General features: G+C 62.8%; 9 protein-coding genes. 6 read left to right on the top strand and 3 right to left on the bottom strand.

The features are described 5' to 3' along the window. The first annotated feature begins 64 nt into the window (after positions 1–64). Genes ACVOKO_RS13645 through ACVOKO_RS13630 form a run of 4 tightly spaced genes read left to right on the top strand, consistent with a single transcriptional unit; the run spans position 65 to position 4,739 of the window. Positions 65–2,230 carry a methyl-accepting chemotaxis protein gene (locus tag ACVOKO_RS13645; protein WP_346499451.1) on the top strand — a complete coding sequence of 722 codons (2,166 nt, stop codon included), beginning with the start codon at positions 65–67 and terminating at the stop codon, positions 2,228–2,230. Between the two features lie 15 nt (positions 2,231–2,245). Then, positions 2,246–3,091 carry a CheR family methyltransferase gene (locus ACVOKO_RS13640; protein ID WP_346499450.1) on the top strand — a complete coding sequence of 282 codons (846 nt, stop codon included), beginning with the start codon at positions 2,246–2,248 and terminating at the stop codon, positions 3,089–3,091. Further along, positions 3,088–3,687, top strand: coding sequence for a chemoreceptor glutamine deamidase CheD (gene cheD / locus ACVOKO_RS13635; RefSeq protein ID WP_346499449.1), 600 nt, complete (start codon positions 3,088–3,090; stop codon positions 3,685–3,687). Before ACVOKO_RS13640 ends, cheD begins: the two co-directional genes overlap by 4 nt. Continuing rightward, positions 3,684–4,739 carry a protein-glutamate methylesterase/protein-glutamine glutaminase gene (locus ACVOKO_RS13630; RefSeq protein ID WP_346499448.1) on the top strand — a complete coding sequence of 352 codons (1,056 nt, stop codon included), beginning with the start codon at positions 3,684–3,686 and terminating at the stop codon, positions 4,737–4,739. The genes cheD and ACVOKO_RS13630 overlap by 4 nt, the downstream gene beginning before the upstream one ends. Before the next feature lie 26 nt (positions 4,740–4,765). On the opposite strand, the gene ACVOKO_RS13625 is transcribed toward ACVOKO_RS13630, so the two are convergent. From ACVOKO_RS13625 to ACVOKO_RS13615, 3 genes are all read right to left on the bottom strand, one after another. After that, positions 4,766–8,353, bottom strand: a complete 3,588-nt coding sequence (locus tag ACVOKO_RS13625; RefSeq protein ID WP_346499447.1) for a transporter substrate-binding domain-containing protein — start codon at positions 8,351–8,353, stop codon at positions 4,766–4,768. 92 nt (positions 8,354–8,445) lie between these two features. Then, positions 8,446–9,129 (bottom strand): response regulator transcription factor, encoded by a 684-nt coding sequence (locus tag ACVOKO_RS13620; protein WP_346499446.1) that lies wholly within the window; start codon positions 9,127–9,129, stop codon positions 8,446–8,448. 165 nt (positions 9,130–9,294) lie between these two features. Then, positions 9,295–11,424 (bottom strand): Ig-like domain-containing protein, encoded by a 2,130-nt coding sequence (locus ACVOKO_RS13615; RefSeq protein ID WP_346499445.1) that lies wholly within the window; start codon positions 11,422–11,424, stop codon positions 9,295–9,297. Between the two features lie 715 nt (positions 11,425–12,139). Between ACVOKO_RS13615 and ACVOKO_RS13610 the strand changes: the two genes are divergently transcribed. Both ACVOKO_RS13610 and ACVOKO_RS13605 read left to right on the top strand, forming a co-directional pair. Continuing rightward, entirely contained in the window at positions 12,140–14,521 is a 2,382-nt protein-coding gene (locus ACVOKO_RS13610; RefSeq protein ID WP_346499444.1) for a type I secretion system permease/ATPase, read from the top strand. Continuing rightward, positions 14,521–15,762: an HlyD family type I secretion periplasmic adaptor subunit gene (locus ACVOKO_RS13605; RefSeq protein ID WP_346499443.1), complete on the top strand. Its 1,242-nt coding sequence runs from the start codon at positions 14,521–14,523 to the stop codon at positions 15,760–15,762. The genes ACVOKO_RS13610 and ACVOKO_RS13605 overlap by 1 nt, the downstream gene beginning before the upstream one ends. Positions 15,763–15,865: the final 103 nt, after the last annotated feature.

Here is a 15,865-nt window from a genome sequence, read left to right as displayed (position 1 = left end):
ATTCGCCAATCCTACGGCCGATACCAAAGTATCCCCCGCCAATTGCGCCCTGCGCCCTATTCCCATGAATATCCAGCAGCTCTGGTCCAACTACCTCTCCAACATATCGGTGCGGCGCAAGCTGAACCTGCTGACGGTGCTGATCGCACTTGGCGTCATTGCCTTGGCCGTGCTCAGCGCCCGCATGCAATACCTGGATCTGATCGAGACACGCAAGCTGTCGCTGAGCAATCGCGTGGAGCTTGGGAAGACCGTGCTGGCCAACTTCCACGACCGAGCAAAGGCGGGGGAACTGAGCGATGCCGATGCGCGCCAGCAGGCATTGGCAGTGTTGGCCACCATGTACTCGGACAGCGGTGGCTCTTCGTTTGAAGTGTATGGCGACGACAACACCATGCTGCTGCATCCCTTCAACAAGGAGATGGTCGGCAAGCAGCTGTCGCAGTTTACCGACAGCAACGGCCTGCGCATGTACGAGGAGCAGGTCAAGGCTGCACGCAATGGCGGTGGTTTCGTGCAGTACCTGGTGGATCCGGCGGGCACCAAGGGCAGCGTCGAGCAGATCTCCTATGCCACCGCCTTTGCGCCTTGGAACATGGTGTTGTCCAGCGGCGTCTACATGAACTCCAGCCTCACCCATGCATTGCAGTTCACCGGCATCATGACCTTGGCCGGCGGCTTGCTGATCCTGCTGGTCATCGCCTTGAACTGGTTCATCGGCAGCCGCATCGTGGTACCGCTTCGTAGCGCCACCGGCATTGCCAAGGCGATTGCCAGCGGCCGCCTGGACAACGTCATCCCGCCGCCGAGCAAGGACGAAACCGGCCAGCTGCTGACCAGCATGCGCGACATGCAGACCCAGCTGCATGCGGTGATTGAAGCGCAGAACGAAATGGCCCGGCAGCACGATGCCGGCTTCATCAGCTACCGCATCGACCCTACCCCTTTCCCCGGCGAATACGGGGTAATGGTCAGTGAGACCAATACCCTGGTTGCGACCCATATCGGGGTGAAGATGGACGTCATCGCCCTCGCCCAGCGTTATGCGGTGGGCGATTTGAGCCAGGATATGGCCGATCTGCCCGGTGAGAAGCGTGTCATCACCGAGACCATGGCGACGATCAAGCGCAATCTGGGCGCCATCAACGCGCAGATCAAACAGCTGGCCAATGCGGCTGCAGCTGGCGATTTCAGCCAGCGCGGCGACGAAGCCCGCTTCGAGTACGACTTCCAGGCCATGGTCCGCAGCCTCAACGCGATGATGCAGAACAGTGACCAGAACCTGGGGCAGATTTCCGGCTTGCTGCGCGCATTGGCCGACGGTGACCTGACCGTCAGCATGCAGGGAAAGTTCGAAGGCGTGTTTGCACTGATGCGCGACGACGCCAGCCGTACCATGGCCCAGCTTGGCGCCATCGTCGCGCGCATCCAGCAGTCGGCCCACAACATCAATGTATCGGCCGGTGAAATCACCACCGGCAACAGCGACCTGTCCCACCGCACCGAGATGCAGGCCGCCAATCTCGAGGAAACCGCAGCCTCGATGGAGGAACTCACCTCCACCGTCCGCCAGAACGCCGAGTCCGCGCGCCAGGCAAACCAGCTGGCGATTGGCGCGGCCACCGTCGCCACCCGCGGCGGGCAGGTGGTGGATGACGTCATCACCACCATGGGCCAGATCGAGCTGGCCTCGCGGCGCATTGCCGACATCATCAGCGTGATTGACGGCATCTCGTTCCAGACCAACATCCTGGCCCTCAACGCCGCCGTCGAGGCTGCACGTGCAGGCGAGCAGGGCCGTGGCTTCGCGGTCGTCGCCGCCGAGGTGCGGACCTTGGCGCAGCGTTCAGCCGGTGCAGCCAAGGAGATCAAGGGCCTGATCGACGACTCGGTCGGCAAGGTCACCGAAGGCTCGCAGCTGGTGCAGCAGGCCGGCACCACCATGGATGAAATCGTCTCCTCGGTGCAGCAGGTGACCAGCATCATCGGTGAGATCTCTGCGGCCTCGCAGGAACAGACCGCCGGCATCGAGCAGGTCAATCAGACGGTCATCCAGATGGACGAGACCACGCAGCAGAACGCCGCTCTGGTGGAAGAAGCCATGGCCGCCGCGCGTGCCATGGAAGACCAGGCGCAGCTGCTGAACCAGGCCGTGGCCGTGTTCCATCTGCAGCAAACCACAGGCCGTGCGTCGCACGCCGATTCCGCCCCGCTGGCCCTGGCCAGCTGAAGAGACACGCCGATCATGTCCATCCCCGGCAGCGCCGAGCGCGACTTCGAATTCAGCGACCGTGATTTCCGTCGCGTCTGCGAACTGATCCACAACCGTGCCGGCATTGCGCTGGCACCGGCCAAGCGCGACATGGTGTACGGCCGCCTGTCGCGGCGCCTGCGGGTGCTGGGGCTGCGCTCGTTCAAGGACTACCTGGACCAGCTGGAAAGCCAGGACGGCGAGGAATGGCAGGCATTCACCAATGCGCTGACCACCAACCTCACCTCGTTCTTCCGCGAGCCACACCACTTCGACAAGCTGCGCGAAGAACTGCAGATGCGTGCACCACGCGCGCCGCTGAAGCTGTGGTCGTGCGCGGCCTCCACCGGTGAAGAGCCCTACTCCATGGCCATCACCGCCTGCGAGGCGTTCGCCAGCATGACCCCACCGGTGCGCATCATCGCCACCGATGTCGACACCCAGGTGCTGGCCACCGCCAGCCAGGGCGTCTATGCGATGGACCGCATCGCCGGCCTGGACCCCGCCATGAAGCGGCGCTACTTCCAGCGTGGCAGCGGCCCCAATGAGGGCAAATGCCGCGTGGTGCCGGCGCTGCGTTCGCTGATCGAGTTCCGCCCGCTGAATCTGTTGTCCAACCGTTACGACGTTGGCGGTCCGTTCGATGCGCTGTTCTGCCGCAACGTGATGATCTATTTCGACAAACCCACCCAGCGCGGCATTCTTTCGCGGCTGGTGCAGCACATGGACGAAGACAGCCTGCTTTACACCGGGCATTCGGAGAACTACCTGCACGCCGCTGACCTGATCCAGCCGTGCGGCCGCACCTTGTACCGTCGCAGCCGCAGGAATGGCGCATGAAAAGCCCGCACCAGCACCCCGATGAGGTGATGCGCTACCGCGACACGCGTTTCCAGACAATCGCCGCCAAGCTGTTGCCCACCCAGTACCTGGTGGTGGACGACGACACCGCGTTGACCACCATTCTCGGTTCCTGCGTGGCTGCCTGTATCCGCGACCCGATTCTGGGCATCGGTGGCATGAATCATTTTCTGCTGCCCGAGGGCAATATCGGCGACGGCGCGCCTGCGCGTTATGGGAGCTATGCGATGGAACTGCTGATCAACGACCTGCTCAAGCGCGGCGCCCACCGCAAGCGCCTGGAAGCCAAGGTATTTGGCGGCGCCAACGTGCTCAAGGGCTTCACCAGTAATCCGGTTGGCACCCGTAACGCCGAGTTCGTGCGCCAGTACCTGCATGCCGAGCACATTCCCATCGTTGCCGAAGACCTGTGCGGCATCCACCCGCGCAAGATCTGGTTCTTCCCGATCACCGGGCGGGTGGTGGTACAGCGCCTGCCGCATGCCCACGATGCCGAAGTCGCCGCGACCGAGTCGGCCATCCGCGCGCGTCTGTCGCGCACCCCGGTCAGCGGTGGCGTGGAGCTGTTCGAATGATGCTGCAAACGCCCTGCCGGGTATTGATCGTCGACGACTCGGCGGTGGTTCGACAGGTGTTGACCGAAATCCTGTCGGCCGATCCCGCCATCGAGGTTGTCGGCACCGCCGCCGACCCGTTGTTGGCACGGGAGAAGATAAAGCGCCTCAATCCCGATGTGCTGACCCTGGACGTGGAAATGCCGCGCATGGATGGGCTGGCGTTCCTGGAAAACCTGATGCGCCTGCATCCGCTGCCGGTGGTCATGGTGTCCTCGCTGACCGAGCGCGGTGCCGATACCACCTTGCAGGCGCTGGCGTTGGGCGCGGTTGATTTTGTGTCCAAGCCGAAGTTCGACGTGGCACGCGGTCTGGATGCCTATGCCGAGGAGATCCGCGACAAGGTGAAGATGGCCGCCCGCTCGCGAGTACGGGCCATCGGCACGGCGCCGCGCCGCCCGCCGCCGCAGGCAGCCAGCCCGGCGCATATCGGCTTCCGTACCACCGACCGCTTGATTGCCATCGGCGCCTCGGCCGGGGGCACCGAAGCACTGCGGGTGGTGCTGGAGGCCATGCCCGCCGATGCACCGGCCATCGTCATGACCCAGCATCTGCCGGCCAGCTTCAGCACCGCCTTCGCCGAACGTCTGGACCGGCATTCGGCGATGTCGGTGCGCGAAGCCAGCGATGGCGAAGCCATCCTGCCCGGCCATGCCTATCTGCCTGCGGGCGGGCGCCACCTGCGGGTGATACGCGATGGTGCGCGTTGGCGCTGCCGGGTTGATGACAGCGTGCCGGTGAACCTGCACAAGCCCGCAGTCGACGTGCTGTTCCGTTCGGTGGCCAGCAGCGCTGGCGCCAACGCCATCGGCGCCATTCTCACCGGCATGGGCGAAGACGGTGCGCGCGGCCTGTTGGAGATGAAACAGGCCGGCGCGCCTACCCTGGCCCAGGACGAGGCCAGTTCCGTGGTCTGGGGCATGCCCGGCAGCGCGGTACGATTGGGTGCGGCCGACGAGGTCATCGCGCTGGACAGGATCGCCGAGCGCATCCTCGCCCTGGCGCGCAGCTGAGCGCACTGCTACTGCACCGATAGTGCTCAGCTGGCGGTTTCGGTCTCGCGCATCGCGTCAAGCAGGGCAATGATCACCGGCAACTCGCTTGCGATGAATTCCGCATTGCTGGTCACTTCGGCAAGGTCCACTTCCGGCTGGCTGCACAGCAGCTCCACTCGATCGCAGATATCCATCAGGTGCGCCACCTGCAGCAGCCGTACCCCGCCGTTGATGCGGTGGACCAGGTTCGACATTGCCCTGGTCCCGAAGCTGGGCAGCAGTGCGCGCAGCTCGGTGAGGTCACGCACAAAACTGCGGTGCGCTTCGACAACAAGATTGCGCGTCATTGCCTGGTCGCCGCCAGTCAACTCCTGCAGGGCCGAGGCGATATCGCGCATCTGTTCCTGGCAAGGTGCCTCTGCGCCCACCCCGGCCTTCTCGCCCAGCAACACCAGCATGTTGGAAAGCGTGCTCAGGCTCACCGGCTTGAACAGGCAGTCATTCATGCCGGACGCAATGCACTTGGCCCGCTCTTCGGGCTGCGCATTGGCGGTGAAACCGATGATCACGCACGGCGGCAGGCCATAGGCCTTCTCATGCCGGCGTATCGCACGCGCCATGTCATGGCCGTTCATGACCGGCATGTTGCAGTCGGTGACCACCACGTCGACCCGCTCTTCAATCCAGCATTCCAGTCCTTCGCGGCCGTCGGACGCACTGCGCACGTTCTGGCCAAGGAACGCCAGCTGCTGGGTCAGCAGGCTGCGGTTCGCCGAATGGTCATCCACCACCAGCACCTTCAGGCTCGGATGTTTGGCGTCAACGGTCTGCAGCACCTCGGCGGTTCCGGGGATGCTGGGCAGCACTTCCAACGGCAGGTTGAGCAGCACCGAGGTGCCCTGCCCCAAGGTGCTGCGGATGGAGATATCACCGCCCATCAGCTCGCACAGGAACTTGCAGATGGGCAGGCCCAAGCCGGTTCCGCCGCGCGAACTATGACCATGGTCGGCCTGCGCGAAAGGATCAAACAGCAGCGCCACTTCACCCTCGGCAATGCCGATGCCGGTATCAACCACCTCAAGCTGCAGACGCAGCTGCCCCTCGGCCACCGGCACGCCGCGCACTTTGATGGTGACCTGGCCCTTGTCGGTGAACTTGATAGCATTGCCGACCAGGTTGGACAACACCTGCTTGAAGCGCATCGGGTCGATCAGCACATCGCAATCCGCTGCCGGGTCCAGTTCCAGCCGCAGATGCAGGGTCTTCTGTCGCGCCAGGCCATTGAATACCCGCGCCACCGACTCGGTCATCTCGCGCAGGTTGGCGCGCTTGGGGCTCAAGCTGACGTGGCCTGACTCGATACGCACCACGTCCAGGATGTCGCCAATCAACTCCAGCAGGCCATGCGCGGAATCGTAGGCCACGGCAATGGCGGACTTGTCCAGCCGGCCCTGGTCGGCGTGCTTCTGGGCCAGCTCCAGCATGCCGATGATGGCGCTCATCGGCGTGCGGATCTCATGGCTCATGGTTGCCAGGAAGGTGGTCTTGGCGCGGCTGGACTGATCGGCGGCGTTGAGCGCACGCCGCAGTTCCTCCATCAGGTGCAGGCGGTCACTGACATCGATCCAACCGCACACCACGCCCTTGGCCTGCCCCTGGGAATCGAAGTACGGGTAGATCCAATGGTAGATGCTCAGCACGCGGCCGGGCAGGTGCAAGGTGCGGTCCACCTCCAGCGGCTTGCCGTTGGCCATCACCCACAGGTAGTCGTCGTGGAAACTCTGCGCCTCGCGCGGGTCCATCTTCGCGCCTTCCATCGAGGTTTTGCCAAGCACTTTTCGCTCGGTGACCGACAACATGTCCAGATAGTTGGTATTGCAGGTGACCAAGCGGCCCTGCTCGTCACGCACGTAGATCGGATGCGGGGTTCCGTTGATCAACGCGCGCATGAAGTTGACCTGCTCGCCCAGCGCGTCCTCGGCCACTTGCCGGCGCCGGTACTGCGAGCGGATATGCATGTTCCATATCAGCGACACCAGGATCAGCACCAGCGCGCCAGCAGTGATCTTGTAGATGAGCGAACGGAAATCCGTCCATGCCGCTGGCGAGGCATCCGGACGCGGACGCCAGCGGTTCTGGAAGATATCCACTTCATCGGGCGGGATCTGCGCCATCGCCTTCTCGATGATGCTGGCAAGCTCGGGTTGATCCTTGCGCGTGGCAATGGCCAGCCAAGCCGGCGTGTCCTCGACCACATCGGATACCCGCAGCTTGTCGTCATGCAACACCGAGGTGTAGTACAGCGCCATCGGCAGGAAGGCGATGGTGGCATCGGCCTTCTCGTCGCTGACCAGTTCCATGGCCGCCGCCAGCGTATCGGTCTCGATGAACTGGTAGTCGGTGGCCGGCACCAGCAGTTCGCGCAGGGCATGGCTGGCCGGCAACGCGATGCGCTTGCCGCGCAGGTCCGCCAACGTCAACAGCCCACCCTGCTCCTCGCGGGTGATGATGCCAAACGAGGTCTGCACGAATGGCCGCGAAAAGTTGAACCGCTGCGCACGCGAACTGGTGGGAACCAGCATGGTGGCGTCCGCTGCGCCTTCCTCCAACGCCCGCATCTGCTGGTCAAGCCGCGACACCCTTACCGGCTCGAACTCCAGCCCGGTACGCTGGGTGATCGCGCGCATGATGTCAGCGCTCAGGCCACTGAAGCGGCCATCGGTATCGAAGTAGGACAGCGGCGCAGTGTCATTGCTGGCAACAAAGCGCACCACCGGGTGGTCGGCAATCCAGCGCTGCTCGGCGCTGGTGAGTTCAATGCGTGCCATCGGCACCATGCCGCCGCCACCGGACCAGCGCTTCAGCAGCTCGGCACCATGGGTCTGCTGCAGCTTTGCCAGCGCCAGGTTGACCACCCGCTCCAGGGGGAGTGCATCTTCACGCACCGCAAAGGCGAAGCCGCCGGTGTCGATGCGCGGCATCGCGGCATTGCGCACATAGTTGAAATAGCTGAGGTTGACCAGGTAGTTGCTGGACACCGTATCGCCCAGATAAAGGTCTGCACTGCCAAACGCCAGCGCAGCCAAGGCCTGTTCGCGCGAACGATAGTTGGTGATGATCGCATCCGGGTACAACTCGCGTATCTGTACCTGCGGCAGATAGTCCTCGGCCACGGCAATGCGCATGCCAGCCAGCGACGGCGGCATGACCCTGCGCTCGGCCTTGCGTACGTAAAGTACTGGCGCGTCTTCCACATAACGCTGCGTCAGGCGCACCGAATGGCCGGCCAACTCATAGTTGTTGGCACTGCCTACCAGGTCGATGCGCCCATGTTCCAGCGCCCGCAATGCAGCGGCCCGGTGCGGGTAGCGGATGACCCGCACCGGCACTCCCAGCATCTGCCCAACCGCACCGAACACATCGGCGGTTATGCCCTCATAGCTGTCATTGCCGGAGAAAACTTCCAGCGGCATGAAGCTGGGTGAGGCTACGCCCATCACCAGCTCGCCCTTGTTGCGCACCCATTCGCGGTCGCCCTTGTCCAGCTCCAGCGAGACATTGGGAATGCCGGTGCGCGCATGCAGGGTCAGCTCGATGACCTCGGCGGACGCCGCGACCGCGGCTGGTGCCACAGGCAACAGCAAGGCAACCAGGAGCCATGCCGCACGCACGGAGCGGCGCGTAAGCGTAATAAGCGGCATGGTTTTAATACCCGGTGATTCGACTATTGGGCGAGGCTGTGCTGCAGCTTGAACAGCTCTGCGTCGGTACGGACGCCAAGCTTGCGGAATGCGGCCTGCTTCTGGCCGCTGATGGTTTTCATGCTGCGCATGAACTTGCGTGAAATCTGCGACACCGACATGCCATCCAGACAGCAGCGCAGCACTTCGCGCTCCTTGGGGGATAGCGTCGGGTCATTCAGAAGCCGCTGCCCACCCTTTACGTCCGGTGTGGTACGGCCAGCGGGCAAGGGTTGGCGGCCAAGCCGGTAGGCCAGGCCAGGCGATACATAGGTTTCACCGAAGGCAACCTTGCGGATGGCCTCCACCAGCAACTCGGCGCTCTCGGACTTACCGAAGAAGCCGTTCGCACCGACGCTGAGCGACAGATTGACCACAGACGGCGATTCGGCCGATGACGCCACCAGAATGCAAAGCGAGGGAAACCTGCGGCGTATCAGGCCGATCAGGTGCAAGCCATCCAGCTCGCTGGCGCCAAGCGAATAATCCAGCACCAGCAGATCCGCCGGCGTAGCCGTCAGCGAGGCAAGCAGGTCGCGGCTATTGGAATAGACGCCGACAACTTTCAGGTCTGCCTCACGCGACAGACGCAGTTCCAGCGCCATCTGTATTAACGAATGGTCATCCAACACCGCAATGCGGAGTGGCGCCATGATCGACCATTTCACTGCATCAACTCCTCTACACTGCAAAAACCCCGCAATACGAACCAGGTGCTGGGCGACATAAAGCCCAGCGTTTCGACACCAGCCAAGCAACCCGCCAACGGCGGGCATTCTGTCTGTTCAACACGGAACGGCCCTCGATCGGATGACCAGAGCCGCACCTTTCAATCAGGGAACCGGCGTTCTGCGTACTTCAACGCGCAGCACAACCCGGCGATTCGGCGCATAACAGGCCCGCCGTGTGCTGTCGATGCTGATCTCGTATTGCGCTGGTGACGCCGTCGTATTGCCGGCCGCGTCGGTGGCGCTGATGGTGAACATGTGCTCGCCCTCGGCCAAGGCGACGCCCGGCGTAAAGGTCCACACGCCGTTGGCGTTGGTGACTGCCATGCCCAGCAAGCTGCCGTTGTCGTAGATACGCACGGTGCTACCGGCCTCGGCCTTGCCCGACAGGGTTGGGGTAGCGTCATCGGTGTGTTGACCGTTTGCGATCACACCCTGCTCGGCGCCCACGTCATCGAGTACCTGCTCGATGGTCGGGATGTTTGGCGCGGTGAGATCGACCTCCAGCATGAACGGACGGCTGGGGCCGCTCTCGCCCTTGGCGACCAAGGTCACGGTGGCGTGGAAAACATGCGCACCTTCGCTCAGCGCCGCCGGCGGAGTGAACTGCCAGGTGCCGTCGACATCCGCCACAACCTGCCCAAGCAGCACGCTGCCTTCATAGATTTTTACGATGCCGCCAGCAGTGGCCGTGCCGAACAGCGTCGGCGTGCTGTCATCGGTTGCGCCACCGCTGAAGACTTCATCGGTTATGCTGCCGACGTCGTCTTCGGCGTAATAGATATTGATCTTTTCCGGACGCGTATCGACGGTGAACTCGGTGACGTCGGTCTGTTCACCACTGTTACCAGCGCGATCCACTGCCGAGTAGCTCAGCATGTGCAGGCCATCGGCCAGCGGAGTGTCCGGGGTGAAACTCCAGGTGCCGTCGGCACCGACGGTGGTGCTGCCGATCTGCTTGCCCTTGTCATAGACAATCAGCTTGGCATTGGCTTCCGCAGTGCCGGTAATGGTCGGCCGATTGTCATCGGTGACGGTCTGGTCGGTGATCGCACCGGTGATGCGACCTTCGTCGTCCAGAATACCGGTGATCTTCGGAATGCCCGGCGCAATCTTGTCGATGGTGATGACATACGGCTCGGAATAGCCGCTGGTATCCTTGTTCGGATACTCGTACTTGACGGTCATCGAGTGCGTACCGGACGCATATGCGGACGACGGCGTATACGACCACACGCCATTTTCGTCAGCAACGGTATAGCCCTGCAGGTACTTGCCACGGTAGACGTGCACCTTCACGCCGGGATCGGCGTGGCCCATCAAAGTCGGATAGACGTCGTCGGTGTAACCGCCATTTTCGATTACGCCCTGGATGACGCCATGGTCGTCCATCACTTTTTCAATGACGGGAATGTCGTCAACAGCGAACGGCACAACGGCCGCAGGTGCGCCAACCAAACCAGGACTGGTGATTGCTTCTGCTTCCGGCGCTGTGTTGGATTCTGCTGGCGCAGCGTTCTCGTTGGTAATGGCGTTCGAGGCGCGGTCGTTGATCGCAGCGTTCTCGTTGGTATTGGCGTCCGAGGAGAGGTCGTTGATCGCAGCGTCGTCCGCGCTGACATCGTCTGCTTCGGTGTGCACTTCCGCCACTGGACCAGCGGTGTTGCCAGCATCCTGTACTGCGGTAGAGGCGTCTGGCTTTACAGAAGCTGACGCTGGCTGGCCTGCAACTGCGTCAGCACGCTGATCTTCCAGCACGAAAGCACTGGCAGCCGGCGCAGGCTGCGCCTTGCTGCCACCGCTGCTGTTGTTGCTCAACGCAGCACCAGCAGCCAGCGCCGCCACACCGCTAAGCGCGCTGCTGAATACCGAAGAACCACCTTCGGCGAGCGCGAAACTGCTCGGCGAAAACGCGGGCTGGCCGGCAGCCAACGTGAGCTGTGCCGAAGCGCCATCAGTGATTGCCGAAGCTTCGGTAGCGCCGGGCTCGCCAGCCGCCAGGTACTCCAGATATTCGCCGTCAGCACCCAGGCCGACCAGCTGGCCTTCGTTGCCGTAGAAGTCTTCGATGACTACAGACGCCGACTCAGCACCGGCCTTTTGCTGCTCAATCACCAGGTTCTTGCCAACGCGCTTCACGCTGATATCACCCGCAGCAACGCCACCGTGCATCTCGGCAAGCACATAGCGCGCGCCCTTGATCGCAGCGATACGTGCGCCCTTCCCGTTCTTCATGCCCGAAAACTGCTGGGCATGTACCACAGAACCTCCGCTAACCACTGACACCATTGCAGTCATTACATTTCACTCGTTATTGTTTGCTTAGTGGGAATTGCACGATCCGATCGGACTGGCCAGTACCTGAATGGAATCCCCATGCGTTTCATGCGACAACAGAAAGCCCCGGCTTCACTCGAGAAACCGAAAAGGCTCGTACTTCGTTTCAATTCACCGCAGCGTCACGCGAAAACTTCAGCGCTCGGCCGTTGATGAATTACCCGCGGCACCAATGGCAGCTAGTTTCACCTGTGATAACGATAGATCTCCTCCCCCGCTGCGTTACATAGGGATGATCTTAAAAACCGGGAAGGTCACTGAAGGCGCGCCGATCACAGCTAACATTGAATCTGCGTCTTTCCACCGCCCAGCCAAGCACCGGGCAGCTCAACAACAGCAGGCCAGTTCCCCTGCCATATGGCGATAACAGAGCCAGCCGCTCGAGCAGAACACTGGCGGTCGCAATGGGAATCACGGAGCTCCTACGCCCGGCGCGGCGGAAACAAGCGCAGTGAACGGAAAATCAGAACAAACACCACACATTTGGGACGAATCCTATTCGTCATAGCCCCGCGCGACCCCAGACTTCCGCTCCTCGTCGGGAGCAGTTGGCATCTTGCACTCCCGGATTAAAACCCGCCCGTCTCCGCAGGCGGCTCCATCTGGAATTGCCATGACCGACACACCTGCACCGGCTGACGAAGCCGCCGCGATGACCAAAGACCAGATCAATATCGAGGACACCCTGCTGCAAAGCGTGTCCTGGATGTGTGATCACTACGACATGCGGCGCAGCCCGGCAGCACTTGTTGCCGGCCTGCCGTGGAACGGTGCGCTGTCGCCCTCGCTCGCGCTGCAGGCGCTGAGCAATGTCGGCTTGACCGGCGGCGTGGTGAAGCGCGGGTTGGCGCAGCTGCCGGCGCAGGTGATGCCGATGATCCTGCTGCGCAAGAAGCAAGGTGGCGCCGTCCTGCTGGAACGCAGGGAAGTACGCGACGAGGAAAACAAGCGCCAGCTGCGTTACACGGTCATTCTTCCCGAAGTTTCCGCCGAGCCGGTGGATATGTCGCACGAAGACCTGGACGCGATCTATTCCGGTCACGCCATCCTGGTCAAGCCGCGCGCGCACGTGGACAACCGTGCCGGCGAAGTGCTGCCCGAAGCGACCGGCCACTGGCTGTTCAGCACGTTGTGGCGCTACCGGCGCTATTACCGCAGCGCCGCCATCGCAGCGGTGTTGGCCAACGTATTGGCGCTGGCCAGCATCTTCTTCACCATGAATGTCTATGACCGCGTGGTGCCGAACCAGGCGTTCATCACGCTGTGGTCGTTGGGCATCGGCGTGATCATCGCGATGGTGTTTGAGGCGGTCATCCGCTTCGTGCGCGCGCACCTGCTTGACGTTGCCGCCAAAAAGGCCGATCTGGTGCTGGGCGCGATGCTGTTCCGGCAAGCTTTGTCGGTGAAGATGGAACACAAGCCGGCCTCCTCCGGCGCCTTCGCCAATCAGCTGCGCGAGTTCGAATCGGTGCGCGATTTTGCCACCTCGGCAACGCTGGCGGCGATCTCCGATCTGCCGTTCGTGCTGATGTTCGTCGGCGTCATCTTTGCCATTGGCGGGCCATTGGGCTGGATTCCGCTGCTGATCCTGCCATTGATCGTCATCATCTCGGTCAGCATCCAGTGGCCGCTGGCCCGGGTGATGAAAGAGAACCTGCGCGAGTCCTCGCTCAAGCAAGGCGTGCTGATTGAATCCATCGAAGGCATGGAAACGCTCAAGTCCACCGGCGGCAGCGCCAACATGCAGCGCCGTTGGCAGCACTTCAGTGCGTTGCAGTCGGCCACGTCGATGAAGTCGCGGCGCCTGTCCAGCATCGCTACCGGCACTGTCACCCTGCTGCAGCAGCTGCAGACGGTGGTGCTGGTCATCACCGGCGTGTACCTGATCACCGCCGGCACGCTCAGCATGGGTGCACTGATCGGCACGGTGATGCTGGCCGGCCGTGCCACCGCCCCGCTGGGCCAGGTGATCGGCCTTGCGGTGCGCTTCCAGCAGGCCAAGGCCGCGCTGGGCTCACTGAACAAGTTGATGGAAATGCCGCAGGACCGCGACCCGGCCCAGGACTATCTGCCGGTGCCAAACCTGACCGGGCAGCTGTCGCTGAAGAAGATCGGCTTTTCCTATCCGGCACCGCCGATGCAACCCAATCCGCCGGTGCTGACCGATATCAATCTGTCCATCGCCCCAGGCGAGCGCGTTGCCATCCTGGGCCGCATCGGCAGCGGCAAATCCACGCTGCTGCGGGTGATGTCGCGCCTGTACTCGCCCACCGAGGGGCAGATGTTCACCGATGGCCTGGACGTCAACCAGATCGACCCAGCCGATTGGCGCAAGGCCGTGGGTTTCGTCAACCAGGAGGCGCGCCTGTTCCATGGCACCTTGCGCGAGAACGTGATGCTGGGTTGCCCGGATGCCAGCGTGGACGAGTTCCTGCGGGTATTGCGGCTGACCGGGCTTGACCAGTTTGCAGCCTCGCACCCGCGCGGCGTCAACCTGCCCATCGGCGAAAACGGTGACGGTGTGTCCGGCGGCCAGCGCCAGCTGATTTCGCTGGCCCGCACCTTGCTGGCCCGGCCGCGCCTGTTGCTGATGGACGAACCCACCAGCGCCATGGATGCCCAGACCGAAGCCCAGTTCCTCGAACACCTGCACCGTGCTACCCAGGGCCAGACCCTGGTGGTGGTGACCCACCGCCCCTCACTGCTCAACCTGGTGGACCGGGTGATCGTGATGGACAACGGCCGCGTGTTCGCCGACGGCCCCAAGGCCAATGTACTTGCTGCGCTGGGCGCCAACGCTGAAAAGCAGGCTGCAGCGCCGGGCAAGCCTCAAGCGGCGGCTGCAGCTGCAGCGCCGGCTAACAGCACGGATGCGACCAACACGACTGCGACGGCGAACGCCGTTGCCGTTACGACGCCAGCACCGGCGCCGTCCATTCAAGCCGCACCCATTCGTGTGCGGCACACCAAAACGCCTCAGCAGGAGGCTCACTGATGTTTCCGTGGAAAAAAACCAGTAAACAGACGGGTTCAATCAACGCCGCCGACGCTGCGTTCATGGACGATGTCTCCGAGTCGCTGCTCGCACAGACCACACCGGGTTCGCGCCTGGTCACCTACATGATCCTGCTGGTGGTGGTGGTCGGGGTGACCTGGGCGCACTTTGCGCGGGTGGAGGAAATCACCAAGGGCGAGGCCAAGATCGTTTCCAAAAGCCGCGAGCAGGTGATCCAGAGCCTGGAGGGCGGCATCCTTGCGGAAATGTCGATCCACGAAGGCGACATCGTCGAAAGTGGCCAGGTACTGCTGAAGATCGACCCGACCCGCGCCAATGCCAGCTACCGCGAAGCACTCAGCAAGGTCATTTCGCTGAAAGCCACCATTGCCCGCCTGCGCGCCGAAGCGTATGGCGAAGCACTGGTATTCGATGAGCAGGTGAGCCAATTCGCCGATGAAGTCGCCAGTGAAACGCGTGCCTTCAACGCCCGTCGCCGCTCGCTGGACGAAGGCATTGCCTCGCTGGAGCAGAGCTACGCTCTGTCGATGCGCGAGATCAACCTTGCCCAGCCATTGGCGGCCAAGGGCCTGCTGTCCGATGTCGAGCTGCTGCGCATGCGCCGCCAGGCCAACGACATCCGTTCGCAGATCGTGGAACGCCGTAACCGTTACCGTTCCGACGCCAACTCCGAGCTGGTCAAGCTGGAGATGGAGCTGTCGCAGACCAGCGAGAATCTGGTGGGTCGCGCCGACGTGGTCGAACGCACCACCATCACCGCACCCGTACGCGGCACGGTGAAGAACGTGCGCGTCAACACCGTTGGCGGCGTCATCCAGCCGGGCGAGCACATCCTGGAAATCGTGCCGCTGGAAGATCAGCTGCTGGTGGAAGGCAAGATCCGCCCGTCCGATGTCGCCTTCCTGCGGCCGGGCCTGCCGGCCAAGGTGAAGATCACCGCTTACGACTACGGCATCTATGGCGGCTTGGATGGCAAGGTTGAACTGATCAGCCCCGACACCCTGAAGGATGAAGAGAAAGGCGCAGCCGGTCGCCCCGACAGCACCTATTACCGGGTGACCGTGCTGACCGAAAAAAGTGCCCTGGAAGCCGGTGGCAAAGAGCTGCCGATCATTCCCGGCATGATCGCCTCGGTGGAAATCCGCACCGGCGAGAAGACCGTCCTGGAATACCTGCTCAAGCCGGTGCTGAAGGCACGCGAGGCATTCCGCGAGCGGTGATATTGGCCATCTGACCAGGCCTGCGTGGCCCGGGCAAGTACAGCGCGGCTGGGGCTCCCCAGGCACTTTCCGCCAAGAACGGTGCCTCCTGGCCGCGCTGTGC

The organism is Stenotrophomonas sp. STEN240 (assembly GCF_056756175.1).
Note: the sequence above shows the minus strand (reverse complement) of the source record. Positions and strands in the feature narration are given on the sequence as shown.